We start from the raw sequence: 25,680 nt of genomic DNA, 5'->3' as shown, positions 1-25,680 counted from the left end.
GAAAGGTTAGCGGTCATAATCGGGCCAGCTTCGGTCCTTTTCAGAAATCAGCGCCGGCGCATCCACCGGCCACTTCACTGCGAAAGCAGGATCGTTCCAGCGAACACCACGCTCGGCCGCCGGTGTGTAGAATTCGGAGACGAGATATGTCGCCTCGGAGTGGTCCTCCATGGTGAGAAAGGCGTTCGCGCAGCCCTTCGGGATGACCAGCATCCGTTGGTTCGCCGCTGACAGTTCCACCGTGAGGTGCTGCTTATAGGTGGGCGATCGGGAACGCAGGTCGATCAGCACGTCGTACAGGCTGCCCCGGATGCAGCGAAGCATCTTGTCCTCGCACTGGGGAGCCAGCTGGTAATGGAAGCCGCGCAGTGTATGCTTGTGCCTGTTGTATGAAATATTCACCTGCACGACACGATCCGGAAGCCCCTGCTCGGCAAACTCCCGCGAACACCAGCCGCGTGCGAAAAAGCCCCGCTCGTCTTCGAATTTCTGCAGTTCCACCAGGGTGGCGCCGGGAATATCGGTCTTTGTGAAAAGCATCGTAGATCCATTGGTCAAATGAGTGTCACGTCGGGTTGCATCTCCGACGACCTCTGCTCAGGGTGGCTCGCGCCGGCGGTCCTCTTGTGCGATCGAAGGACGGCCATCAGACTTGCGCCGGATGCAAGAGGCGCGAGCCGTGGACTTCATAGCCGATAGGCACATAGGCTAGGTGTGAGAGTGCGCGTCTTACACTTTCCCGGCGTTCCGGCTTGACCGCGAACATAAGGAATCCGCCGCCGCCGGCGCCGCACAGCTTGCCGCCTTCCGCACCTGCGTCCCTGGCGAGGTCGTAGTGGCCATTGATCGCCGCGTTGCTCACGCGGGACGCCAAACTCCGCTTCATCTCCCACCCTGCGTGAAGGACGGCACCGAAGCGTTCTACGTCGATGACGGGCTCCGCAAAGATCTCCTGAAGCATGAAGGCATCGTCCCGCATCCGCCTGAGCGTATCGAGATTGCTTGACGTTTTCGCCTTCTGCTCTGCCAGCACGGAACTGGCCGGCCGCTGATGCGACGTCCAGAACATCATCAGGTTGCTGAAGAGATGTTCGATGGCGCCATTGCGCACCCGCTGCGGCTCGACCGTTACCGCGCCGCCCGGCTGGAAGCGGAACAGGTTCATGCCCCCGAACGCGGCGGCATACTGGTCCTGCTTGCCAATCGGCTCCTCGAGGATGTCCATCTCGATGTGACATGCCTCTTCGGCCAGTTGGCCAGGGGTGACACGTTCTCCCCGGAATGCATGCAGGGCGTTGAGCAGTCCCACCGTGAACGAGCTCGACCCCCCCATGCCCGTCGAGGCAGGCATGTCTCCGACCGTCGAGATGTAAATCGGCGGTTCGATCTCCAGGAAACGCAGGCATTCGCGAGCGATGTTGTTCTTGATCTCGCCTATGGTGTTTACCTGCTCCGTCTGTGAATAGTTCAAGCGGATGGGTTCATTAAAGATCTCGCTGTGACGCTTGACGGTGACATAGATGTACTTGTCCACTGCCGCGCTGAAGACCGCGCCGCAATCGAGATTGTAGAAATCGGGCAGATCGGTACCGCCGCCAGCAAAACTGACGCGCAAAGGAGTGCGCGTCAGGACGAGAGACGGTAGACGCTGTGCAGCGCGATCGATGATGGTCGGAAGGTCCAGTCCTGACCGGCGCTCCACCGCTTTGGTCCCGTCTAGCTGTTCCATATTTTGCCCCCTCGAAAATCGACGGAATGAAAATTAGGCAACACGCGGCTGTGCGGTTCGCCAGCGCAGCTGACCATCGAGCATCCCCGCCTTGAGCAAATGATCGAGCCAGCGCAGCCGCGTGAAGCGCTTGTCGGTAAAGTCTTCAAATCTAAGTGCGATCGAGCGGAACGCCTCGCAAAGGTCGTGTGCTCCCTTTCGCGCTGTCCACTGAAACTCGAAATCCGGGAAAGTCCGTGAGAACTTGCTGAAGTCCGCCTTGTAGGTCCTTTGATCCGCGCCCAGCTTCGGTGTCATTGTGAGCTGCGCGCCAGCGACGGCCTCAACGGCGATCTCCGCTATCTCGCGCACCTGAAGATTTAGGCTTTCAACACCCATGTTGAACGCCTCATTGTGGATGTCCTGTAGTGGCGCCTCCAGCATCAATTTGAAATAGCGCGCGACATCCTGGACATGAACCACGGGCCGCCATGGCGTGCCATCGCTATGCACTTCGACACGTCCAGTGGTGAAGGCGCTGCCCACGAAATTGTTCAGCACGGTGTCGAAGCGCATTCGCGGCGACAGACCATAGACGGTGCCGTTGCGGCAATAGACGGGCGAGAACCCGTCGTCCGCCAGCGCGCGCAGCGCTTCTTCGGCAACAACCTTCGATCTTGCGTATTCTGTTTGCGGCGCCAGCGGGGCGGTTTCGTCGACGACGGCGGCTTCCGACATGCCATACATGATGCAAGAGGAGGAAAATAGGAACCGCCGGATGCCCGCCGCCTTGGCCATCGTGGCCAGACGAACTGTTCCTTCCGCATTGATCTGCCTCGTCCAATCCGCGTTGAGATTTCCGATCGGGTCGTTCGAGAGTGCCGCCAGATGGATCACCGCGTCAAAGCCCTGCAGATCCGGGGGTTCGATGGCGCGTAGATCCTTTGTGATCTCGGGCACACTGGTATTGTCGGCTCCCAGGGTGCACGCACGAAAATATCCCATATCCAGCCCGACCACCTCATAGCCCGCCGCCTGCAACACGGGCACCATGACAGAACCGAGATATCCATTGTGTCCGGTGACGAGAACGCGTGTTGGTTCATTCATGTCTGCCCTCGCTCCGCTTCGAAAGGAGTTGACGGGTGAGGTCCAGAAGCGAGCATCGCTCGCTTACTTGCGCATATAGGCAGTCCGCGGCTTCGGCCGCTTGACGGTCACGATCGTCATCGCCGACAAAGAGTGTGCGTGTGAGGTCGAGATCAAAGTCGCGCTGTGCCTGATACAGCATACCGGGTTTGGGCTTGCGGCAGTCGCAGCCGTCGTCCCAGCCGTGTGGGCAGTGGTAGATCTCCGCGATCTTGCCGCCGACGGCTTCGCACTCGGCGCACATGCGCTGGTGAAGCGCCTCGAGATCAGCGGCGGTCATCGCTCCGCGCGCTATCCCTGCCTGGTTGGAGATGATGATTATGCGGTAGCCAGCCTCGTTCAGAAGGGCCAACGCCTGCTTTGCACCCGGAACCCACTCCCACTGGTCCCATGAACACACATATTGAGCCCGTGGCGGTCTGCAGTTGAGTACGCCGTCCCTGTCTACGAGCATGGTTTTTTCGCGGCTAATAAAGCGCTCCGTCGCGGGTAGACGCTCGATCGAGCCCACGCTGTAATAGCGGTGCTCGCTCACGAAGCCGGCGAGGCGATGCTGCGTCGCGAGCGGCGTGTAGATGGCCTCCTCGAAGAGGGTGTCCTCGTCGGGCAGGAGTTCGAGGGCGAGATCGGTTAGTATGGCATAGCTGATCTCGACTCCCTGCAGCCCGGGCGTGGTGCGGAGCCGGTCGAAGACGGTCACATTGTCGTTCGCATCAAGGATCACGCTGCCGCGTGAATAGCCGTCCTTGTTGCTGTAGACCGTAATCATTCCAGGCTTGCCGGCCGCACAGAAGCGTTGCCACAGCCGCTCCATGCGCATCGGCCAGTAATTGTCGCAATACAGCAGCAGGAAGCACGGATCTATGAGGTGACGGGCATTGGATACCCGGCTGCTGGTGAGGTCGTCGGGACGGGTGACGGCATATTCGATACTGACCCCGAACCTCCTGCCGTCGCCGAAATGGTCCATCACCACATGGGGCAAATACCCGAGTAGAAGAAGAACCCTTTCGAACCCCTCCTGCCGCAGCTGTTCGATCTGGTATTCCAAAAAAGGGCGGCCGAGCACCGGCACCATTGGTTTCGGGCGATCGAGTGTGATCGGCCGCATGCGCGTGCCACGCCCGCCGGCCAGGATGACCGCCTGACGCGGCCGGCTGTAGCCGCGGCCTTCGACATCTGCCTTTTGCAGGCAGGGCGAGCTCGGCAGGACAATATTCATTGACCGCGCTCCGGTCGGTCGGCGATGAGGTATCGCGTGATGGCATGACAGATCGCGGCGTGGACGTCCTCGACGAGTTCGTAGGTGCCTTTTTCGGACCGCACCCATACTGGCTGATCGACGAGCTCTTTAAGCGTGCCGCCGTCAAAACCGACAATGCCGATGGTGGCTACCTTCCTTTCGCGAGCGAGTTCGACTGCCCGCACGAGATTAAGCGAGTTCCCGCTGGCTGAAATCACTATGAGCACGTCACCCGGCTTGGCGAAGTTCTCCATCTGGCCGGCAAAGATACGCTCGTAGCCTTCGTCATTGCCGAGTGCCGTCATCCAGGAGACGTTGTCTGTCAGGCCTATGACCCGGATTGGCTGCCTTCCCGAGCGTTTCGTGGCCTTACCGAGGTCATTGACCCAGTGGGAGGCGGTCGCTGCGCTGCCGCCGTTGCCGGCGACGAAGACTGTGCCGCCCGCATCGCGTACGGCGCGCAGCAACTGTATCGCCTCCTGCACGGCGTCCGTATCGATCTGCGCCAATGCGATGCAAAGCGATGCCAGATAATCCTGCGTGAATTCTTTAGGCTGCAACCAGAGGGCATCATCCCGCGAAGATTTGCGACATGCCGTCACTCCCTGATCGATCGCGAGCTCTGTCATGCCACCCTCGATTGCTGCAATGGTGAGCGATCATCACAGCGTGCGAGCACTTCGAGTTCAATTGCTATTCCGAACGGGAAGCTGGCGGGCGGCGCTCATCGGAGGTACTTAAAAGGAATATCCCTTGTTCTCCGTACAGCTGACACGTCGGCACATGGCCATATCGGCGTCAAGATCGTCACGGTGTCGCCCGACAACAATGCCGTAGGCAAACCCGCGGTGATGGGGCTTTACCTCCTGGTCGACGGCGCGACGGGCCGCTCCTTCCATGCGCTCTTTCGGCAGCGCGGAGAGAACAAGTTGATAGATGGGTAACGCTTTGAACCGGATACCCGACGAGACGCTCCAGTTCGCCGATCCGAGCCAATGCCTTCGAAAGCTCGTCAAGCGCTTCCGACGGCAATGCCGGCGCTGCACCGCCCGGGTCGTCCGCCTCACCTAGCCGGCGTACCGCTCGCGGCGGACCCATGCGACCGCGCAGAGCTGCTGGCCCGCCTGCACGAAACTGCTTCTGCCAGCGATAGAGACCCTTGCCAGAGATGCCGAGCTCCCGCGCCAACTTGCTCATATTGGCGCCCGCAGCCATGCGTTACACCGCCGCTCTCTTGAATTCGCCACTGAACCGCCGCCCCGGGTTCTTCTCTCCTCATCAGCTCTCCTTAACGAATGGAGAACTGTTACCCTTTTCGTGTCTCAGAATCGGGGTGCACCACACCGGTTCGGACAGGATATTCGGATATTCCTTTTAAGTACCTCCGATGAGCGCCGCCCGCCAGCTTCCCGTTCGGAATAGCATTTGCACTCGAAGTGCCCGCACGCTGTGATGATGGCTCACCATTGCAGCAATCGAGGGTGGCATGACAGAGCTCGCGATCGATCAGGGAGTGGTGCGCGAGCAAGTGCTTGGGGTACCCGTGCACGCGCTGGGCTTGGCGCAGGCAGTCAACTGCGTCTTCGACTGGGCCCTGCGGCGGGAGAGCCGAACGGTTTTCCTGTGCAATGCCCACAGTGTCGTCACCGCCCGCCGCAATCGCGCCCATGCCGAAGCGATGGATAGCGCCGATCTTGTCGCGCCCGATGGAGCGCCGGTGGCCTGGATGCTGAGACGGCAGGGACACGCGGATCAGCGGCGCATCGCCGGACCGGACCTGATGTGGATTTGTTGCCGGAGGGCATCGGAACTGGGCTCGGCAATGTTCCTGTACGGCGGCAGCCCGGGCACTCTCCAGCGTCTCGAACAGTGCATTCGAACCGAGTTTGCCGGCATAAACATCGTGGGCTCTTACTCACCTCCGCCCCGCCCTCTGTCGGCCGAGGAGGATGAGGCAGTGGTCGGAATGATCAATCAGTCCGGTGCGAGGATCATGTGGGTGGGGCTCGGATGTCCCAAGCAGGAAAGCTGGATGCAGGCGCATCGCGGCCGGATCAATGCGGTCATGTTAGGGGTAGGAGCAGCTTTCGATTTCCACGCCGGAGACGTCAAACGGGCGCCGCAATGGATGCAGAAGAGCGGGCTGGAATGGCTGCACCGGCTCTTCCAGGATCCCCGCCGGCTGGCGAGCAGGTATCTCGTGACGAACAGCCTGTTCATCCTGGCTTTGTTGCAGGCAACGCTGCTTCCCAGGCGCAGACTTCGTGACGGTTAGAGGGAGGCGGAACCAGTGAACACACTTGGACCGCCGTATTGCCGATCTGCGCCAACTTCTTCACGGCCGGCTGTTCTTTGGCGCTGCTTCTGGGAGGCGGCGCTGCCATATCTGGACTGGGTGGTTTGCATTGCCTCGACAGGCACCTGACTGGAGGCTACCATGACCCTGAGCAAACAGGCCGCCAGTCTGGCTGTCCTGCATGTCACCGACGTCCTGCAGCCGCTGATCATCTTGCCCTATGCCGGGCGTGTCCTCGGACCCATGAGTTTCGGGCGCTACGCGTATGCGCTCGCCATCGGACAACTCGCTGCCGTCGTTGTGGCCTATGGATTTCATTGGACGGCGCAGCGCAGGGTAGCTTCCCTCCGATACGAGCCGGCGGCGATCGCGTCCCTGGTTGCTCAGGTCATGGCCACCAAGGCAGTGCTGTTCATTGCCGTATGCCTGGTGGGCCTTGTGCTGGCCGGCGACGTGCTGGCGCTCAGTAGGCCGACATTCCTGTGCGCGATGCTCTCGGCCGCCGGCGGCATTATTTTTCCGGCATGGCTCTTCGTCGGCCTTGAACGCGCCTGGCAGGCGGCCGTCGCCGTGGTTGTTGCTCGCGTTCTGGCGCTCGTCTGTTTCGTCGCCATGGTCGCATCACCTGACCAGGTCGCACTCGCCGTTGCCATCCAGAGCGCAGTTCCCGTCGTCAGTGGCGTCATCTGCTTACCTTTCATCCTTCCCTTTGGGTTCGGCGGCTTCAGGTCCGTCACGCTTTCGACGATTGGAATGCAGCTGCGCAATGGCTGGAGGGGATGCCTTTTCATAGCCGTGGAGACTGCCCTCGTCACCCTCCCTGTTGCCCTTGTCCAGCATTTCGCAGGCTATGTCGCAGCCGGGCAATATTCTGTCGCCGAAAAGTTTCTGTTAGCCTCGAGAGTATTTTTCAAGTTGCTTATGGATACTTTCATACCGAGGGTTTCATACTACGCTCATGTCGATCCGGCTGCCGGGGTTCGATTGATAAGAAGATCACTATTCACCGTAGCGGGCGGGGCGGCGATGAGTATTGGAATGTTCTTTATTGCTCCATACATAATTTTGATTCTGTTTGGAGATAAATTTTCAGGAGCGACACCTATAGTGCGTGCGATGGCAATCATACCATTTCTTATGAATATAAATACATTCACATCAAATGTATTTATGTTTAGTTACGGATATGAAAACGAATGGGCGGCCCTTAATGCAGCCGGTCTGCTAGTATTCCTGGTGGCCGCATATTCTTTGTCTTTCGTCATGGCGGAGCAAGCCATTGTTTACGCGATGGTGGCGAAGGAAGTCGTCGTGCTGGTGGTTTCAGCCGGCTTCTTCCTCATTGGCGGAGCGGCAGTCCTTCGCACGGCGGCGGCTTGCGACGCAGGCCGGGTGCGAGCACATCCCCCGGCGTCCCAATCCGCGCCGTTGGAGCACGAGGCCGATCGTTTCCAGTCGTAGGAGAGTCTGTATGTTCGCCACCGATCACTTCGTCGTTCAGCCGTCCGGGTCGCCTCACCAGCAGATACCTCCCAAGGATCGCGACGAGCTGACCGTGAAAGACATCTTGAGATTTATTCGAAGCAGTTGGCGCCTTTGCCTCCTCTGGATGGTTGTAAGCCTTGGTGTCGGCGGCGCATATACAGTCCTTTCGCCTGGATATTACAGCGCTTATGCGACGATCCTCCTTTCATCTCCGCCCGCTCCGCAACCGGGCGAAGCTCAGGCGGATGAGAGGGTCTATGTAGAGAGCCAGATACAGGTCATTCAGTCGGACGAAGTCGTCGGACGTGTTGTTGACCACACTGGCTTAGCGGAAGACGAAGAGTTTGTGACGGACGACAGCTTGCGCACCCGGATATCCAGCTATGTGCAGGGCCAATTGGCGTCTCACTTCGGCACCGAACTGCCGACGGCGGAGCCAAATATTCGGGATGAGGCGATGGTCCTTGTGAGGCGCGCGTTTTCTGTTCTTCAGATGGGTTCCTCCAGCGCCGTCGAGATCGGGGTCACCTCTTCCGATCCTCAGTTCTCCGCCATGCTCGCGAACGCGATCGCCGACGGTTACATCGGAAATCAGCGCGAGCGCAGGCAGGCGGCTGGCGCGGAAGAAGCATCTGATCTGCACAAGCGGCTGGCGGAACTTCGGGAAAAGGCTTTTGTGACCGAATCACTGAAGGAACTCCAATCGGACCCTGAATCTGCGGAGAGGGCAAGAGTCCTTTTCCGCGAGCAGCAGAGCGCGGCCGAGGTTTATCGCTCGCTTTACAATGCCCTTCTGCAGCGGACCCTCTCCGATTTTAGCGCCTCGTCGCTGATCCCGAGCGCAAGGGTCATCACCGCGGCCGAACCGCCTCGCCAACGCAGTTGGCCGCCAGCCGTCCTGATGGTAGCCCTCTCCCTTATGGCCGGTGGGGTTGCCGGCGTTGGTCACGCATTGATCAGGCAAGCAATGAACCACCGCCTGATAACGGTCGAGGATGTGCACAGGTCGACCGGCCTTGATCGGATTGTAGGGATACGCAGAATTCCCCGCCGCAGGTGGAATGTTGTGGGGCCATGCGAGCAGTCTTTGCAGCCCGTCTACTCAAAGGACGCTCCCGAGCTTCACAGCTCGCTGAGCAAAATTGCCAGCCGTATGCGCGGAGTTCAGGGCCGCCAAGGCGGATTTGTAATCGGCGTTGCTTCACCCCTCGCGAAGTCCGGAAGCTCCACGGTGGCGGTTCATCTCGCAAGGCTCATTGCGGCGACCGGGCAAAAGACACTGCTCATTGATGCCAATTGGCAAAAGCCATCGATGAACCAGCCAATGGTGAACGCGGAGGCAGGTCGCAAGCTCGCAAGGGCGTTTGCCATCATTCCCGCGCATCAGGGAGGGCTGGAAGTTCTGGTTCTCAGGCCCACCGGGTCAATCTCCGAGTTGAATGCCTCGCTCTCCATCTCCGCTGCACTCCAGCATCTGCAGCAAGAATACAGTTGTATAGTGGTTGATTTTCACAGCACCGATCGCATCGCTGATCTGGAAGCTGCCATGGGCGTCATCAACGAGGTCCTTTTGGTGTTGCAGGCACGCCGCACTTTCGCGGATCACCTCAAGGGAATCCTGCGCATCATCCCTGCAGAGAAACTCTCGGCAGTAATTTTGACCAGGATGAACCGTGCGGCTTTCAGTCCTAACCGGGAATACAGGCCATGACCTCGCCAGCGACATTGTCACGCAGGAAGGGTTCAAAGCCGGTCGACCTCGTTTCCAGCCATTCCCCTGACGTGCTCGACTACACCCTCTTTCTCTCGGGCATTTGGCTGGCCTGCGCCCTCGCAATATCCCTGCGCCTGCTTGGCCTTTTCTTCATAGTGGTCCCGGTCGGTGTCTGTCTGGCCTATGCCTTGCTGCGGCAGACGGTGCCGCCTCGTCTGCTCGCGGTCTACACCGCCTTCTGCCTCTTCATTGCCCTGCTGTCCAGATACAGGCTGATGCCGGATTCCTGGCAGGTTCACTTCCTTCAAGAAGCAGTCACAAGGCAAATCGTCCCGATTGTTGGATTCTTCGCCGTCGCATGGGCGTCCAAGGCTTATTTCCGCCGCAGGCTGATGAGCGGCAATGCCTTTTTTGGTGCACCCGTTTTCCTGTTCCTGTCTCTCGTTGTCGCGCCGGCGGTGATGTTTCAGCAGGACGTGCAATATCCGCGCGCATCTGGGCAAGCCGCGATAGTGATTCTTTATGGTGCGCTGATCAACAACATGGTCATTGCCGTGTTTTTCATTGCAGGCGGTATCTTTCTGACGAACGACTGGCGCCGATACGGCGGCATTTTGCTCCTTTTGGGAATAGCCCTCGCCAGCCCCTTGGCTCAGTTCAAGGTGCTTGCGGTCACGACGATCGTCATTCTGATTGGCGTGCCCGGCCGGTTGATGGCCGCAGCTTTGGCGACCGCACTGACTTCGGCTTATGCCGTCGGGCTCAACTTCATACCTCAAACCTTTGCTCTGGACCCGAACTCCGGGATCCGACTCGCGTTCATTTCGGACGCACTCGTATCCGTTGCGGATACATACGGGTTTGGCATCGGATTTGGGAGGGAATCTGTCCGATGGCGATACGAGTTTCCCGGATTCGAGGATATTACCTTTCTTCCCGACACCCATAATATTACGCATGCCAGAATGCTTGAGGTACTCTCGACAGGAATTCACAATTCGTTCTTTCAAGCCATATTGCGGACGGGGGTCATTGGTTTCATTTTGATCGTGTCTGCCATTTTGGTGGCCTTCCCGCCAAATCGACTGCCACGCGGTGTTCGCAATCATGCGTCCACGGTCTTCATCACGATTTTCCTCGCCATGTTCGTCAATCCGGCCCTGGAGAGCCCTCTACAGATTGTGGGAATTGCTTTCTCATACGGCTATTTGATTGCGCTTCGCGCCAGCGTTCCGGCCTTGGCTGTGGAACTTCCTCCAGTTGAACCGGATCGAACGCAGCATTACGCTTGTTCATACATCGGAACGAACATGGATGCGGCCCTCCCGACATAGGGCAGGCTATTGGTCTCGGTAGAAGGGATCGCGTTGTACGATTTTGGCGCGGCAGGAGCGGGGGAGCCGTCCACTGATGTGCCCGCTCATGCGGCGGCGCCGTGCCGGTCCATCAGGAGTGCCTCGAAAGAGCCAGCGAGCCAGCCATTTTGCCTCGGCCTCGGCTATGCCTCTTCTGGTAGCATAGGGCCATCCACTGCGCAGGTTCGCCCGCGCGGGGAGAAACCCGTAATAAGCCGCCCGTAGAGATACGGGGGCAACCCGTTGGGGGACCCATGAAGCTGTTGAGATCCTTGTTGTCGGCGCTGTCGATGACCATGGCTTCGACCCGCCTCGCTTCGTTTGCTGGCGCCATCGCTCTGATTCCGACAGCGGCACTTGCCGACTACAAGCTAAAGCCCGGAGATACGCTGGAAGTATCGGTCCCTGGTATTCCGGATTTCAGGCAGCGATTGCTGATCGGAGTGGACGGCGAGGTGAACTTGGCGCTGGTTGGAGCGGTTCAAATCAGCGGCCTTTCCGTTCAACAAGCGCAGGAAATAATCGCCGGCAGTCTCGCCAGCAAGCCCTATCGGCGGGGGACCGAGGACGGCCGTGAAATAACGCAGCTGATCCAGACGGACCAGGTCTTCGTTTCGCTTGCCGAATACCGGCCCATCTATGTTTATGGTGATGTGGCCAGGCCGGGAGAGTACATCTTCCGGCCGGGTATGACTGTCCGACAGTCTGTGGCGGTTGCGGGTGGCTACAGCGCTGCCCAGGTTCGCATCGCCAATCCGCTCATGGAAGCGGCCGATTTCCGTTCCGAGTACAAAGCCCTATGGGCGCAATTCGCAACGGAACAGGTTCGCATTTGGCGCCTTCGCACCGAACTCGGCGAAGAAGTCGAACATGTCGAGAACGCACCGGTGCCTGAGGCGCTCGCCGAACGATTGAAGCAAACGGCAACAGCGCATATCGAAGCTCGTCAGTCAGACAGTGAAAAGGACAAGGAGCTTCTGCGACGTGCTGTCGAGGAGGCTAACATGCAACTGGGGCTCCTGTCTGAAAAGAAGAAGAAGGACGAGGAGGGAAGCCAGGCCGACACCGACGACTACGAGAGAGTCAGGACGCTGTTTCAGAAGGGCCTGGCGGCGACCACGCGCCTATCTGAAGCCCGTCGAGCGGCGCTTATGTCATCAACCCAACTGCTCGATACGATCGTCCAGGCATCGAACATCGAGCGCCAGCGCGGCGAATATGTCAGACAGATGAACAAGATCGACAGTGAACGACGAATCGCGGCCTTGGGAGAGCTACAGGAGGCCTATATGAATCTGGCCCAGACCTCGGCGCGTCTTGAGGGTACTGCGCAGAAGCTGGCGCTTACAGGTCAAGCGCAATCCACCTTGCTGATAGCCGCGGGTCGGCCCGAGATAACAGTGCATAGAAAGCGAGAGCAGGGCGCCGAGACGCTCCCTGGCAGCGAAGATCTCGGGCTTGCGCCCGGCGACGTTGTGGAGGTCGTTTTGCCAAAGGTCGACTTTTCCGGAGCCGTCGCGTCGTCGCCACCGGCGTCCGGGATGCCGAATTGAGATTCGGACGTGGCGGACTGCGATGCGCGTCTTAATGGTTCATAATTTCTACCAGATAAGGGCCGGAGAGGACAGCGTGGTTCGGGAGGAGCTCGCGTGCCTCAAGCAGAATGGGGTCGACGTCGAGCTGTTCTCCGCCACGAATGACGATATCGTGTCGGTCGCGCGGAAGATTTCTAGCGCCGTGGGGGTCATCTACAACCCTCATTCACGGCGGACCCTGTCCCGAAAATTGGCGGAATTTTCACCGGATGTCGTCCATATCCACAATTTCTTTCCTCTCCTGAGCCCCTCCATCCTGGATGCGTGCCGCGAGGCCGGCGTGCCATCAGTGATGACCTTGCACAATTTCAGGATTCTCTGTCCCAGCGCCTTGCTTTATCCCGATGAGAGGCTTCGGGAGCGAAGTCTCCGCCACGCCTGCTGGTGGACTGTTCCGAAGAAGGTCTACAGGAATTCCCTGGCGGGCACGCTCGCCGTCGCCGCAATGGTCGAGTTTCACAAGCGGGCCGGCACCTGGTCCCGCAAGGTCGACCGCTTCATTGCCCTTACCGACTGGGCCAGGCACAAGCTTGTGGAAGGCGGCCTGCCGGCCGAACGCATCGTCGTCAAGCCGAATGCGGTTGCCAGGCCGCCGATCTTCGGTGACCTTCGTCGCAATGGAGGGCTGTTCGTCGGACGACTGGATGAGCACCACAAGGGAGTGGCCACGCTGCTCGAGGCGTGGAAGGAGATCGACTATCCGCTGCGGATCATCGGCGACGGGCCGTTGGCTCCGCTCGTCGAGCAGTCTGCGGGCGAGCGCGTGGAATATCTCGGGCGTCAGTCGCGCGACACGGTGCTGAAGGAGATGCAGGCTGCAGCATTCCTGCTCTTTCCGTCGAAAGGCTATGAATTGTTTCCCATGACCGTCATCGAGGCCTTCGCAAGCCGGCTGCCGGTCATCTGCACGGATTTGCCGTGGATCAAGGGGGTCGTTGAGCCAGACGTCACCGGCCTTGTCGTTCCTGTCGGCAATGCCGGCGCGTTGGCCGATCAGGTGCGCTGGGCGCTTTCAAACCGATCTGCCTTGCAGGAAGTGGCAGGCAGGGCCTATGCCGCCTATCAGGAGCGGTACACGCCCGAAGCAAACTTCAATCGGCTGATGGCCATCTATGAACCCCTGGTCAGGCGCCCGATCCGGGCCTTAGCGGCAGTGTCGTGAGGTGGGCCGGAACATGGGCTGGCAGGAACCGACCAGGGCGGCCCATAGGGCAGACCAAGCTTCACGCGTCAACAAGCGCAGTGCGGGCCGGGGTACTCCCCATTTGCTCGAGGATCGATCCTGCCGCCTCGCATACTTCGGCGAGGTCCTCTTTTGCTTCCATTGCTGAAACACGGTGCCACTGGAGGCTGCGGCCGCCCGCAGGCACCTGTTGTCACGGTTCGATCGAATGCGCATTGTCTTGACCCGGCGCGAACCTTTGGATTCACCTGATGGTGTGAGCATCTTCATTGTGGCACTTGCCCAGGCGTTGCTCGAACTGGGGCACCAGGTGCAGATCGTGGTCGGCACCTTCGAAAGCGCGAAATTCCAGCGACTTCTTTCGCCTCGCCTCAAGTTGCCGATAATCGGATTGAGCCGCACGCGGTTGACCGGACCGGCCTCAGTCGCGGCATGGCTGCGGGCGATCGGTATCATCAATCGGTTCCGGCCGGACCTTGTCATCCACAGCGAGACGGTGCCGCTACCGCTGCGTGGCACGATCGTCCAGGTCGTTCACGATCTCGAGAGGCGGAAAGGGCCGCTTGCGGCAGTATGGCGAGCCATTCGACGCGCGAGCATGCGGCGCTGCCACTACGTCGTCGCCTCCACGACCGAGCTTCAGGAGGAACTGGTGCGAGATCTTGGGCTGCCAAGCGACCAAATCCTGAAAATTCCCAAATGCATCGATCGCCAGTCATATGCGTCTCGTGGGCTGGCAGAGCGCGAGCGGGCAATCCTCCATGCCGGCACGTCGCCCTACAAGGTGCCAGAGGCGACGATCCGGGCATTCGGCGCCCTCAACGACCCTTCCGTACGGCTCTACCTGACGGGTGACATCACACGACCGGTGACGAAGGCGGTCGACGCTCTTCCTGAAGCGATACGGGGGCACGTGGTCCTTCTCGGGATGGCAGAGGGAGCACGCGTTCGCGAACTACACAGCCGCGTTCGCGTCGCCGCTTTCCCCACGCGCTATACGGTCCCTGTCGCCTCGGCAACGGTGATGGAGGCGATCGCCACCGGCACGCCCATCGTCGGGTCTTCAAGGCTCAGCCGGGATCTGCTCGCGGATGGCGTGAATGGGGCAGTGGTCGAACCACAGGCCGAGGCGATGGCCGCAGCGCTGAAGGCTGTGCTGGACGATGATGACCTTTGGTCGCGTTTGTCGGCAGGTGCCGGCCAGTGGGTGGGACGGTTCGATGCACAGGGAGTCGCAAAGCAATATCTCGAGCTCGCGGATCTCTGCGGACATGGGAGATGACAAAGGGACTGCCGAGCCGCAGCGGCATTCAGGCTCGCAGATCGTCAGCGGCTTCCTCGGGCACCTTGGACCCTCGCTGAAAGCTTCTTACGATTGGGGATTGCGATGATCATCGGCTACTGTCGTATCAACACCTTCGAACCCGCTGCCAGGCTGGAGGCGCAAAAGCTTTATCTTGCCCGCTTGGGAGCCGAGAAGTTCTTCTGCGAGAAGACTGGCATATTCGGTTCGACGCCGGAGCTCGAGAGGGCGATCGCATGTGTCAGGAAAGGAGACGTGATTGCGGTCACGAAGCCGTACCGTGTTGCGCGCACAACCCGCGAAGTGCTGGCGCTCATCGAAAGGCTTGGCAGCAAGCATGTCGGTCTTCGCATCGTCGACACACCTATCGATACGAGCACGACGACGGGACGCATGATTCTTGCATCAGCGCCTCTCTGGACGCTTGGGATGTCGCCGTCGCGGTCAATGCTGTCAGACCTGCTTCTCTTTTGGCGTCGTCGTCGATAGGGCCACATCGGATCTCTGCTCACTGCCAGTTGAAGGCAAGCCGCAATGGCGGTCTGGGATCAAATGGCTTGCGCTCGATGGACCAACCGGCATGCACGGCCGCCCTTTGCCAGATGAGGTTGCGGGGACTGGCGAGCGCGTAGACGCAGCAGTCCCTAACACTGTGCTTTTCAGCGCCTTCTGATATCCGGGTATGGAACGACAGGCCGTTGGATGTCGGGGCGTCCCTGCCGTCCCGTGGCTCATTGTAGGTGTCCCGGCTCCGGCAGCGGTTGAACGAACAACCGCCACTGCCGACCTTGCCCTGCGGAACGGCCGAGAAGGCGCCGTTGCCCTGTTGAACGGCATCGACGTCATCGACCCGGCAATTGAAGCTTCCCTCCAGCATGACGCCAGCGCCCGTGGGACTGTTGTTGTAGAAGACGAGTCCACGTCGAATTGTACAGCGATCCGAGTGAAAGGCGGAAATGTTGTCCTCGGTCCAGGAGGTGGGACCGTTCTCGGCCGAGAATTCTTCCAGGCTCGTATCCGGAGAGCGGTCGAACTGCACATTCTGTCCACGGGGGAACGGCCCGCGCGCGTCGTGGAGTTCGAGGAAGCTCATCTGGGTGCCTGGACAGTCGAAGACATAGATATTGGAGGAGCCGCGGGACGCCTTGACACGGATGATGATCGCATCGGGGCAGCTTTCCAGCTCTATGTTGTTGCGGTTCTGGCTTGGTTCGGTCCCCGGGGGAACGCCGACATGATCGATCTCGAGATCCTGCAAGCGTATTCCGGCGGCTCCGCGGGCGTATATTCCGCTGCCCATGGCATGACGAATGCGGCAGCTGCGTACGATGACGCCCTGATGGAGTGCCGTGATCCCGTTGCCATAGGGGGCGTAAATGTCAAGGTTTTCAAGGATCTGCCCATCCGCGCGCGTGAGCACGGGTCCACTTGGACGCGCAAGGGAGACGGCACCCCCGAACCATTTATCGCCCGATCGCCCCTGGGCCAGGGGCACCGCTGCACCGACGGCACCCGAGGCAGGCAGCGCTAGCAGCCCGGCAAGGAGACGGCGCCGATTAAGGCGCCGGGGTTCAAGAGACTGCCGGCCGCGCAACATGAAATTTATCAGCCCGCCCAGTTCGGGTGCCAAACGTCGATTCGGCTTGTGCGGAGACGTCGAGGTGGCCAACGCGATGCAGATAAACCCTACCTCTCGGCAAGGCGGCTTCTTCGGTCAGGTTGTCGTCAGGCATCCCCATTTTTCCCCTGTGCGCCAGCGGCGCAGGTTCGCGAAGAATGCACATCGGCGGCAGGCTTATGCACGCACAGCACTTCGCACACCATCTCTCCATTCTGGCCGCCGCGAAAGCCCTCCATAAGGCTTAACTCCGATGGGCAAAGTGCCATCGGCCGGATTCCCTGCCATTCTCTGAAGCTGGTAATAAGCGGAGCGCGAGGCGATGTCGGTTGAAGCGGACGTCTTTGACTATGTGATCGTCGGAGCCGGGGCGGCAGGCTGCGTCTTGGCCAATCGTCTGGCGGCTGATGGGACCAATATGGTCTGCCTGCTCGAGGCGGGCCCGGCCGACAGCAGCATCCTTCTGCACATTCCGGCGGGACTCTACAAGACATCCTCGAATCCGAAATATGCCTGGCAGTTCGACACGGAGCCTAGTCCGGGGACGGCCAACCGTTCTATTCCGATGTCGCAGGGCAAGACACTAGGCGGTTCGACCGCAATTAACGGGATGAACTACAACCGCGGCGCGGCTGCAGACTTCGACGAGTGGGCCCACCAGGGCAATCGAGGCTGGGGCTACGCCGACGTGCTGTCCTATTTCAAGAGAACCGAGCGGAGGCTTGGGGCATGCGATCCCTTCTACCGCGGGACGGACGGACTGCTTCCAGTTACCGATTGCGATTGGCGACATCCACTGTGTGATGCATTCATCGAGGCCGCGCTCAATGCCGGCATCCCGCGTAATCCCGACTACAATGCGGCAAGCCAGGCCGGTGTGGGCTACTATCAGCGCTATATCGATAACGGATGGCGCGTGAGCGCAGCGCGGGCTTTCCTACGGCCGATCGCCAGAAAGAAGAACTTGGACGTCCGCACGAACGCGCAGGCCACGGCCGTCCTGTTCGAGGGAAAGCGTGCCATCGGCGTTCGATATGGACGAGGGGGGCCGGGTCATCCCACCAGCTGTGTGAAGGCCCGTCGAGAGGTGATCCTCTCCGCTGGCGCGGCGAACTCACCAAAGCTGCTGCAGCTGTCAGGCGTGGGTGCTGCGAGAATGCTCTCCGGCCTTGGAATTCCGGTTGTGCACGAATCCCCCGGTGTCGGTGCAAATGTTCAGGACCACTACATAGTCCACCTGATCGCCCGGGTGGAGGGCATCGAAACGGTCAGCGGACACGGCTTCGCCCTCCTGCGCGAGGCAGCGAAATGGATGCTGGGCCGCCCGAACTTTCTCGCCGTCAGCCCGTCGCTCGTCTACGGGTTCGTCAACTCGCGGGATCTTCACTCCACCCCCGATATCCAGCTTGACCTTGCCCTGGGCAATTATACCGATCACGGTGGCGCGCGGCGGTTGCCGGTCATCAAGCTTGGCTATTATCAGTTGCGACCGAAGAGCGTCGGACATGTTCGGGCGGTCTCGGCAGATCCGTCACAAGCGCCGCTGATCCAGCCCAACTATCTCGCCGATGATCAGGACCGACAGGTCGTCATCAACGGCATGAAGACTGTGCAGCAGCTGTTTCGGGCCCCCGAGCTCAGGCGCTACAACTGCACGGAAGAGCTTCCCGGCCCGAAAACAACGGACGACGCCGACCGGCTGCAGTTTGCCCGCGAAACCGGGCTGACAGCCTATCATTTGTGCGGATCGTGCCGGATGGGCCCATCCGCTAGTGTTGAATCTGTCGTGGACGACCAGTTGCGGGTCCACGGCCTCGAGGGCCTGCGGGTCGTTGATGCTTCCATTATGCCCTCCGTTCCCTCGGCCAACACTTCGGCCGCTGTCTTTATGATCGCGGAAAAGGCAGCAGACATGATCCTGGGTCGGCAACCCCTCCCGGCACTGGAGCACTATGCGCCGGGCCAACCTGCGGCGGCCGAATAGTTGAAAGTCGAATGACAAGTGCCGGGAGAATTCCTTGAAGAGACGTACACTGGTTGCCTCTGAATTCAATGCGAAGGACCGGGCTCACTTTGCGTCGGCGTATGAGTTTTGCCGCATCGTTGCCGAATGCGAGGATGCCGATCTGATCGCCCCTGGCATCGACAACTACCTAACGAGACGCTTTCACGCCATTTTGCCAAAGCACGACCCTCACAACGTCCAGCGTGACTTCAACAGACTGACAAACGCGTTTCGCAAAGGGCTGGGGTTAATGAATGCGCCAAGCATTGAGCATGTTCGGCTCACGCAAGATTATGACCTTTTCTTCTTCGTCGCCTGGAGTCCGCAAAGCCTTGTAGAATTGTCTCGGATCCACGACTGGCGCCGCCGATGCAAGGTTGCTGTCGCGTATCTGTTCGAGCTCTGGTCGAGCACTCTCGAAGAGGACCGCCGATATCTGAAGCTCCTGGACCAGTTCGACCACGTGTTCCTGTTGCACAGCGCGTGCATACCTCGCCTGCCTCAATACACCCGCACGCCCTGTTCCTTCCTTGCCACGGCCGTCGACGGCCTCATTGCAACGCCGTACCTATCGCCGGTCAAACGCGTGATCGACGTATACTCGATCGGGAACCGAGCCGCGAAGATACACCGACAGCTTCTGAAGCTGGCCGAAGAGCGGGACCTCTTCTATCTCTACGACACGCTCGCAAGCACAGATTCCCGGGTGAAGGCGTGGCATGAGCATCGTTTGCTGCTCGCCAATATCATCAGGCGCACGCGCTATTTCATGGCTTTCAGTCCAGCGACGCTTGCAAACTCGAAGGCCGTCACGGTTGCCGGCGAGCAGGTGCTGCCTGCCCGTCTTTTCGAAGGGGCCGCGGGGGGCGCCGTCATGCTTGGGACCGCGCCGCAATGCGCCGAATTCGGCGCGCACTTCGACTGGCCAGACGCAGTGATCGAGGTATCACCAGACTCGAGCCATATCGCAGACGTAATTGGCGAACTCGACGCAAACCCCTGCCGTACGGAATTGTTGCGCCGGACAAGTACGGTCCGTTGCCTGGAGATGCACGATTGGGTCTACCGTTGGGATCACATCCTAGCCACGATCGGCATGCAGTCGCTCCCACGCCTCCACGTTCGCAAGCTCCAGCTGCGACGGATCGCCGCCGATGCTATGGCGCTCGCCTAGACGATCAGGCCCTAAAATGAGACCCGGTTTCGGGTTCGGCGCTCAGCGGTGCCCAAAAAAAGAGAAAGAGCGGCAGTTTCGAACCGGTCGCTTCCGTCGGAGCGTCCGCCGCTCCAGGCCTGCGCGCGAGAGCATATCATTTCGAGGTACTCGAAAGACTAACAGGCGCCGGAAGCGGGCAAGGAAGGTCGGTGTGTCCGCCGGCTCTACCCTTTGGGGTTAGAGCTTATGCCGAATTGGATTCGCGCAGTGTCGCTGCCATGCTCTGGCCATTCCCCGTGCTACCGCAGCCACCGCAATCGAACTTCGCGTGAAGGGGCAATGATCGCAGGCGAGGGGTGCCACGTCACGCTGGGCACTCCGGTGGTTTTCAGCAGAGGAGGGGGGTCGTCCGATGTTGGTCGATGAATGCGGCTTCGAACGCAGGTGAACGTCATGGCACTTCTTCATGAAGGCCCCCGTGCGGGCGCCACGTCAAACGCACCGCGGTGGAACGCGCCCCTCAAGGTCAATGTTCTTCTGCAGTCGTCTCCGCTTCTCGAGGCAATGTCCGTCGTGCTGCTCAGCATCGGCTCGGGAATGGTATATGATCTTGTGAGTTTCGGACATTTCGGCGAGTACGGCCGGAACTTCGGGCTCGGTGTTGTTGTAGCCGCCCTTTTTTCGACTTCCGCATATGCGCGCGGCCTGTATCTGAGTTCCGAGCTGCGGTCGCTGGCCTCTCAGATCAAGGAGGTCGCGCTGATCTGGACGGCGGTCTTTCTTTGCCTGTCGGTTGTGGCGCTTGCACTCAAGGTGGGAGACATGTTTTCGCGCCAAGCCCTCATGCTGTTCTTCGTGACGGGACTTGGCGGCATCATCTTCGTGCGCCTTGGCGCCGGACGACTGTTTGCCTCGCTGACCAGGTCGGACATGCTTGCCAAACCGCAAGTAGTGATCGTAACGCAATCGGACGTGCGCGTGCCAAGCGGCGTTGTCCAGGCAATCGAGGCTTCCGGATGCCAGGTCTGCCAAACGATTACATTGCCTGCTGCATCCAGCGAGAGCTCGCTCCTTGAGTGTATGGATAAGCTCATTGAACATGTGCGTCGGCGTTCGGTCGACGAGATAGTCCTTGCTGTCAGTTGGGCTGACATATCCCTGATTGAGAAAATCACGGCCCACCTTTGCGTGGTCGCGGTACCCGTAAGGCTCCTACCGGACCACGTCGTTAGCGCACTCTTGAAGCGACCTGTCGTCAACCTGGGGGGGACGAGGGCGATAGAATTGCAAAGCGCGCCCCTGACGGCGCCTCAGCTCCTGATGAAGCGGCTCTTCGATCTTGTGCTGACCACTGTCGCCCTCCCATTTCTTCTGCCCCCTTTGGCCGTTGTTGCGGCGCTGATTGCGCTCGAATCCAGGGCGCCGGTGCTCTTCTGTCAGCGTCGGGCCGGGTTCAATGGCCGCACGTTCAAGATCTATAAGTTCCGAACGATGACGATCCTGGAGGACGGGCCCATTGTCCATCAAGCCTGCAGGGGCGATCCCCGCGTCACCCGCGTTGGGCGCATATTGAGAAGGTTTAGTATCGACGAGATTCCACAGCTATGGAACGTGCTGAAGGGCGACATGTCGTTGGTAGGCCCACGGCCGCACGCGCTCGCGCATGACAGCGAATACAGCCAGATCATCTCTCTTTATCCGGCTCGGCACAAGGTGAAGCCGGGGGTCACCGGCTGGGCACAAATAAATGGCTGGCGCGGCGCGACGCCTGATGTTTACATGATGATCAAGCGTGTCGAACACGATATGTGGTACGTCAACAACTGGTCGGTCTGGCTCGACGTAAAGATCCTGCTTCTGACCATCCCCCGCATCTGGACGGGGCGAAACGCCGTCTAGCCCAACTTTGCCGATTTATGTGGCAAGTGATTGATTTGCAAGGAGTGGCGGCTGGCCGACGACCCATCGATTAACTGCCAAGCGACACCCCACTCGGAAAAAGCGAACCTCTTCTTCGGTATAAATTGAATACGACTTTGGGTGAGGCTCGACACCATGAGAGGTGCGGCTCTACTACAAAAGGCGCTGTTACAGAACAACTGAATGCAAGCGATGATCAGGGCGAAAAACAGCGACCGCTCAATGCATAACCTGCGACTTCAAGCAAAAGTGCCCGCACGGCAACGGCGTTGGCAAGTTACCGCTTTGGGAGCGGAGGGGGAATGCCATGAAGATCGTGTCTCTCTGGTCGTGAGTTCCACTCGAATCGAACGATCTCCACGCCCAGACAAACGAGGATGACGGCTTCTGTGAGCCCGCAACAAACCCGAACCACTGACCGAACTGCGGGGCCTCCCCTTGTAGAGTACGCTACGGCGAGGTTAGTTCCCCAAGGTCGGCTTGCATGCATCAAAGGGCAAAACATCCTGCTCAGTTCAACGCAGGGGGTAGTCTTTGCGCTCAATGACACTGCGGCGGATATCTGGCGCTCGCTTGAAGAAGGCGTGCCGGTCCAGGCTATCTTGGGCGAGATGGCAGCCCGTGGCGTTGATAGGCAAGAGGCCTATGGCTATGTCGAGGCTGCCCTTCAAGACTGGGAACGGCTCGGCCTAATCCAGCCTGCTCCACCGCCGTGCCCAACCGCAGCTCATCAACATATCTGCCAGGTCGTTGCTGTTCCAGGCGTGTGTGTGCGCATACTGTATCCGGCTGCCGTCGCCTTTCCGGCCGCGACCGTATTTCAGCATCTCGAAGTTCGAAACAGGGCCGTCGACGTCCTATTCCATCTGGTTGAGCGTGGGCAGCGGATCCACCTGTTCCGGGATGGCCACTGGACTAATTCCTGTGGTCGAGACCAGATACCGATTATGGTCAAAGGGCAACTGCTGGCCGAAGTGCTTGGGCACAGTGAATATGAACTCGCCCTGCATGCGGCGGCGCTGTTCAAGAACGGCCGCACGCTCCTCCTTTGTGGTAACCCTGGCTCGGGCAAGACGACCCTGACATTGGCGCTGGTCCACGCGGGGTTTGGCTTCGCGGCAGACGATGTGACACTTCTCGACTCGGCCGGACAGAGTATCGGCCTTGCTTTTGCGCCTTCAGTCAAATCGGGATCATGGTCCATTCTCGGACAATATTTCCCCGAACTCGGCAGGTCTCGGGTTTACCGGCGTCCCGATCGCAGGCGTGTGCGTTTTCTTGTGCCTAGGGATCATGTCCCTACCGTTCCCCGGCCCGTGGGCTGGGTGGTCTTGCTCTGTCGGACACAGGATGCCAAACCTTCCCTGCGCGTGATCGACCCGAGCGAGATCCTGGGTGGCTTGCTGAACGGCGCCTTTGCGCGGAATAAAGAGCTAAGTAGCACTGCATTCGACGCTCTTTGCCAAGTCATCCGCTCGGCAGAGGGCTTTTGCCTGACCTATGCCAAATTGGGTGACGGGTTGGAACTGCTGAAGGCGGCGTGCCGATGAAGCCTACCAGGGATGCGTTCGAGGCCCTGATCGCGGGACTTAACGGGCGCCTGGTGGTAACGGCCGACTGGCTGGCGGTAATTGCACTCGCCAACCACACTCTGCTTACGCCCGTCTTGTGCGCCACTCTTGCGCACACGGGCCAGCTTGACCGGCTCCCCGAAGGGGTGGGCCAGTATCTTCAGTTCATTTACGGCTGCAACCGGGAACGCAATTTGCGCTTGCGCAGGCAGCTGAACGAAGCCGTTGCTGCCCTCAATCAGGGGAGCGTCGTTCCGGTCCTGCTCAAAGGGGCCGTTCCCTTGTTCCTTTCGTCGAGCGGCAGGGTTCCCGACAGAATCATGAGCGATCTCGACTTGGCTGTGGAAACGACAAAAGAAGGGGCTGCCCGGGCTTGTCTTGCCAAGCTTGGCTACGCCGAAGTGACGGTCGCTGGTGGCATGGCGCGCCCGCAAGATGTCGGTCTCCTGGAGCTCCGGCCGTACCGGGAAATTGACCGCGAGCCCCCGAGGCTTGCCCGCCGTCACGGGCTTAGGGCGAAAATCCCCGCCCCACAGTCTAGGGCCCTCCACTGGATCATGCATGATCTCATCAAGGAGGCGGACTACTGGCGCGGAAGGACCGACTTTCGCCACCTTTATGATCTGGCACGGCTGGCGGAGCAGCATAAGCTGGATTGGGCGGAGCTCCGAACATCCTTGCCCGATCAGAATGCGCGGAATGCGTTCGATACTCAACTCTTGGCCTTGAGTCACTTCTTTGGCGTCATAGCACCGGCGCAATATGTGCGGCGTCCCTTGGTTCGCTTTCAACACTGGCGGCGCGTCTTCCCCTTGTACCATCCCGTCCTCGGCGTTCCATTGCGCCTGGTCGGCAATTCGCTGTGGGGTATGTGGCGACTCCTACATGGCGATGGCTGGGGCCGACGGAGTCCGCTCGACTTTGGACGCCGCGCAACCAGCATCCTCCTTGACGGCGATCTCGGGTCAAAAGTGTAGTAATACTTAATTTCCTGGTTGTATCTTGATGGCGCCTTGTCTTCACAAAAGGCATATGTCAAGTTAGAGCGTTGGAGTTGTTACACAAGGATAGGAGTACATTCGATGAAGAGCGGGAAGTCTTCCAAAGGAAATACAGACAGCCAGGTGCCGGAAGAACAGGCGCGTCGAGAATTTCTAAAGAACGCCGGGCGTTTTGCTGTTGTAACACCTCCATCCATTGCTCTGTTGCTTGGCACGAGCTTAAACTCGCAAGCTATTGCCGCATCGCATGGCGCGCGTCCCGGGAATGGATTCGGCGACACGGGCCACGTCCACTCTGGTCCTCCTGGGCAAAATCCTTAGAATGGTTGCTTTGGTCGTTCTGACCGTTCCTCGTCTCTGCGGTCTATCCTGATCCCGGCATACCGGGCCTGAGTTTCTCGCGGACCTGTTCGGGGAACTGAGAGACCTGCACGGAACCTTTCAATTCGTAGTAGGGCTCACGCGTCACTTCCTCATGGGCGCGTCCGCCGGCAACGGTCTGCACCTCGCCGATCGCGACTGGCGTCGAGCGAGCCTTGAACGAAGGCAGTCGCATCTCGGCAGGAAGGCCCTCGGCAACATTGTTGATGAGTTGATGTCGACAGGCGACTCTTCGCCGGACGGTCAAGTGTCGTCATCAGGGATGATCTCCATCAAGGTTTCGCCGGCGCGAACCGACGGCTCCTATCGTGTGTACCTTAAAGCCGACAACGCTCCCGGACCGCGGTGCGCGCTCGGTCGGTTGAGCACGTCATCTGCAACGTGCAGCTTTTCGCCAGCTTCGGCGAGGTTGGCGACTTGTCTCGGCAATCGTGACTAGTTGCTGCCGTCGCTCGTCGGCCCGAACGTAGCGCCGGCACCGCGGCAGCCCGTCTGGGATGGAGGGCGCGCCGGACGGCCGGCGTCAGAGGCAGGCGTCCGGCAATCGGCGGGTTCTCCTGGAATATGCTTTCCAGGCGCACATGGGCGCTGCGCGCCGACGCGATACTTTTCCATTGCATGATCTCGTCGGGGCAAGCGCCCGACCATAATGAGTGACGCCGCAAACAGGACGCGCCCCGGAGATTTCCTGGTTAATAGCCAGGTACGCACCGACTCCCATTATGGCCGTTTGAATGTAAGCGCGATTTTCCCTGCACGTTGACGCCGGCGCTTTCGACGGATGGCCTTCGAATTGGGAACGGTATCTGGTCTGATCAGACTGCTGTTGCTTTGGCGAAGTTGAAGGGCAGCAGATCGTAGATATCAGCGTCCTCGTTGCGTTGAGGCAATTCGGTGAGGACGTGGCGCAGCCACGCTAACGGCTCGACGCCACAAGCGCGACAGGTCAACATCAGGCTGTAGATGACGGCGCTGGCCCTGGCTCCGTCGACGGTAT

22 protein-coding genes and 2 pseudogenes are annotated in these 25,680 nt (G+C 59.8%); 15 read left to right on the top strand and 9 right to left on the bottom strand.

Annotated features, from left to right (window positions below; genetic code table 11):
* Nucleotides 1–6: 6 nt before the first annotated feature.
* The 5 genes from rfbC to NKH30_RS30420 form a co-directional block, all read right to left on the bottom strand.
* Nucleotides 7–540, bottom strand: a complete 534-nt coding sequence (gene rfbC, locus NKH30_RS30440) for a dTDP-4-dehydrorhamnose 3,5-epimerase (RefSeq protein WP_352473828.1) — start codon at nucleotides 538–540, stop codon at nucleotides 7–9.
* Between the two features lie 106 nt (nucleotides 541–646).
* Nucleotides 647–1,729, bottom strand: coding sequence for a GHMP family kinase ATP-binding protein (locus NKH30_RS30435; RefSeq protein WP_352819748.1), 1,083 nt, complete (start codon nucleotides 1,727–1,729; stop codon nucleotides 647–649).
* 33 nt (nucleotides 1,730–1,762) lie between these two features.
* On the bottom strand, nucleotides 1,763–2,818 hold the full coding sequence (locus tag NKH30_RS30430; protein ID WP_352819750.1) for an NAD-dependent epimerase/dehydratase family protein: 1,056 nt from the start codon (nucleotides 2,816–2,818) through the stop codon (nucleotides 1,763–1,765).
* A complete protein-coding gene (locus NKH30_RS30425) occupies nucleotides 2,811–4,079 on the bottom strand; it encodes an HAD-IIIA family hydrolase (protein ID WP_352997814.1) in 1,269 nt (422 codons plus the stop codon). The genes NKH30_RS30430 and NKH30_RS30425 overlap by 8 nt, the downstream gene beginning before the upstream one ends.
* The gene (locus NKH30_RS30420) at nucleotides 4,076–4,729 is read right to left on the bottom strand and encodes an SIS domain-containing protein (protein WP_352542506.1); all 654 of its coding nucleotides are present in this window, start codon (nucleotides 4,727–4,729) and stop codon (nucleotides 4,076–4,078) included. Before NKH30_RS30420 ends, NKH30_RS30425 begins: the two co-directional genes overlap by 4 nt.
* Nucleotides 4,730–4,867: 138 nt before the next feature.
* Here NKH30_RS30420 and NKH30_RS30415 point away from each other — a divergent pair.
* Nucleotides 4,868–4,987, top strand: a pseudogene (locus NKH30_RS30415) (bifunctional Delta(1)-pyrroline-2-carboxylate/Delta(1)-piperideine-2-carboxylate reductase); the annotation flags it as partial.
* Between the two features lie 202 nt (nucleotides 4,988–5,189).
* Here the strand turns inward: NKH30_RS30415 and NKH30_RS30410 are convergent.
* Nucleotides 5,190–5,315: pseudogene (locus NKH30_RS30410) on the bottom strand (helix-turn-helix domain-containing protein); the annotation flags it as partial.
* 271 nt (nucleotides 5,316–5,586) lie between these two features.
* Between NKH30_RS30410 and NKH30_RS30405 the strand changes: the two are divergent.
* The 8 genes from NKH30_RS30405 to NKH30_RS30370 all read left to right on the top strand — a co-directional run bounded on the left by NKH30_RS30405 (nucleotide 5,587) and on the right by NKH30_RS30370 (nucleotide 15,520).
* Nucleotides 5,587–6,375 carry a WecB/TagA/CpsF family glycosyltransferase gene (locus tag NKH30_RS30405; RefSeq protein WP_352997812.1) on the top strand — a complete coding sequence of 263 codons (789 nt, stop codon included), beginning with the start codon at nucleotides 5,587–5,589 and terminating at the stop codon, nucleotides 6,373–6,375.
* Nucleotides 6,376–6,537: 162 nt separating this feature from the next.
* Entirely contained in the window at nucleotides 6,538–7,857 is a 1,320-nt protein-coding gene (locus NKH30_RS30400; RefSeq protein WP_352922099.1) for an oligosaccharide flippase family protein, read from the top strand.
* 10 nt (nucleotides 7,858–7,867) lie between these two features.
* Nucleotides 7,868–9,592 carry a GumC family protein gene (locus NKH30_RS30395; RefSeq protein ID WP_352997810.1) on the top strand — a complete coding sequence of 575 codons (1,725 nt, stop codon included), beginning with the start codon at nucleotides 7,868–7,870 and terminating at the stop codon, nucleotides 9,590–9,592.
* Nucleotides 9,589–10,929: a hypothetical protein gene (locus NKH30_RS30390; RefSeq protein WP_352473817.1), complete on the top strand. Its 1,341-nt coding sequence runs from the start codon at nucleotides 9,589–9,591 to the stop codon at nucleotides 10,927–10,929. The genes NKH30_RS30395 and NKH30_RS30390 overlap by 4 nt, the downstream gene beginning before the upstream one ends.
* A gap of 296 nt (nucleotides 10,930–11,225) precedes the next feature.
* Entirely contained in the window at nucleotides 11,226–12,503 is a 1,278-nt protein-coding gene (locus tag NKH30_RS30385; RefSeq protein WP_352818837.1) for a polysaccharide biosynthesis/export family protein, read from the top strand.
* Entirely contained in the window at nucleotides 12,409–13,707 is a 1,299-nt protein-coding gene (locus NKH30_RS30380) for a glycosyltransferase family 4 protein (protein WP_352473815.1), read from the top strand. Before NKH30_RS30385 ends, NKH30_RS30380 begins: the two co-directional genes overlap by 95 nt.
* Before the next feature lie 277 nt (nucleotides 13,708–13,984).
* Nucleotides 13,985–15,010 (top strand): glycosyltransferase family 4 protein, encoded by a 1,026-nt coding sequence (locus NKH30_RS30375; protein ID WP_352542502.1) that lies wholly within the window; start codon nucleotides 13,985–13,987, stop codon nucleotides 15,008–15,010.
* A 105-nt stretch (nucleotides 15,011–15,115) separates the two neighbouring features.
* On the top strand, nucleotides 15,116–15,520 hold the full coding sequence (locus tag NKH30_RS30370) for a recombinase family protein (protein WP_352473812.1): 405 nt from the start codon (nucleotides 15,116–15,118) through the stop codon (nucleotides 15,518–15,520).
* 19 nt (nucleotides 15,521–15,539) lie between these two features.
* Here the strand turns inward: NKH30_RS30370 and NKH30_RS30365 are convergent, their stop codons facing one another.
* The gene (locus NKH30_RS30365; RefSeq protein ID WP_352997808.1) at nucleotides 15,540–16,661 is read right to left on the bottom strand and encodes a right-handed parallel beta-helix repeat-containing protein; all 1,122 of its coding nucleotides are present in this window, start codon (nucleotides 16,659–16,661) and stop codon (nucleotides 15,540–15,542) included.
* A 310-nt stretch (nucleotides 16,662–16,971) separates the two neighbouring features.
* Between NKH30_RS30365 and NKH30_RS30360 the strand changes: the two genes are divergently transcribed.
* The 6 genes from NKH30_RS30360 (at nucleotide 16,972) to NKH30_RS30335 (ending at nucleotide 24,623) form a co-directional block, all read left to right on the top strand.
* Nucleotides 16,972–18,633, top strand: a complete 1,662-nt coding sequence (locus NKH30_RS30360) for a GMC family oxidoreductase (protein WP_352473810.1) — start codon at nucleotides 16,972–16,974, stop codon at nucleotides 18,631–18,633.
* Between the two features lie 34 nt (nucleotides 18,634–18,667).
* Nucleotides 18,668–19,828, top strand: coding sequence for a glycosyltransferase (locus NKH30_RS30355; RefSeq protein ID WP_352997806.1), 1,161 nt, complete (start codon nucleotides 18,668–18,670; stop codon nucleotides 19,826–19,828).
* 435 nt (nucleotides 19,829–20,263) lie between these two features.
* On the top strand, nucleotides 20,264–21,709 hold the full coding sequence (locus NKH30_RS30350; RefSeq protein WP_352542499.1) for an undecaprenyl-phosphate glucose phosphotransferase: 1,446 nt from the start codon (nucleotides 20,264–20,266) through the stop codon (nucleotides 21,707–21,709).
* A gap of 410 nt (nucleotides 21,710–22,119) precedes the next feature.
* Nucleotides 22,120–23,280, top strand: coding sequence for a PqqD family peptide modification chaperone (locus tag NKH30_RS30345; protein WP_352818828.1), 1,161 nt, complete (start codon nucleotides 22,120–22,122; stop codon nucleotides 23,278–23,280).
* A complete protein-coding gene (locus NKH30_RS30340; protein WP_352818825.1) occupies nucleotides 23,277–24,278 on the top strand; it encodes a nucleotidyltransferase family protein in 1,002 nt (333 codons plus the stop codon). Before NKH30_RS30345 ends, NKH30_RS30340 begins: the two co-directional genes overlap by 4 nt.
* A gap of 105 nt (nucleotides 24,279–24,383) precedes the next feature.
* Nucleotides 24,384–24,623, top strand: a complete 240-nt coding sequence (locus tag NKH30_RS30335) for a hypothetical protein (RefSeq protein WP_352542497.1) — start codon at nucleotides 24,384–24,386, stop codon at nucleotides 24,621–24,623.
* Nucleotides 24,624–24,666: 43 nt separating this feature from the next.
* On the opposite strand, the gene NKH30_RS30330 is transcribed toward NKH30_RS30335, so the two are convergent.
* Together NKH30_RS30330 and NKH30_RS30325 are read right to left on the bottom strand one after the other, a co-directional pair.
* Nucleotides 24,667–24,858 carry a beta-barrel domain-containing protein gene (locus NKH30_RS30330; protein ID WP_352997804.1) on the bottom strand — a complete coding sequence of 64 codons (192 nt, stop codon included), beginning with the start codon at nucleotides 24,856–24,858 and terminating at the stop codon, nucleotides 24,667–24,669.
* 640 nt (nucleotides 24,859–25,498) lie between these two features.
* A partial coding sequence (locus NKH30_RS30325) for a transposase domain-containing protein (protein ID WP_352997802.1) occupies nucleotides 25,499–25,680 on the bottom strand: 182 nt, incomplete at its 5' end.

Origin of the sequence: Mesorhizobium sp. M1273, assembly GCF_040318195.1 — a bacterium.
Taxonomy (GTDB): domain Bacteria; phylum Pseudomonadota; class Alphaproteobacteria; order Rhizobiales; family Rhizobiaceae; genus Mesorhizobium.
The sequence above is the reverse complement of the archived record's forward strand: the minus strand, read 5'-3'. Positions and strand labels throughout refer to the sequence as shown.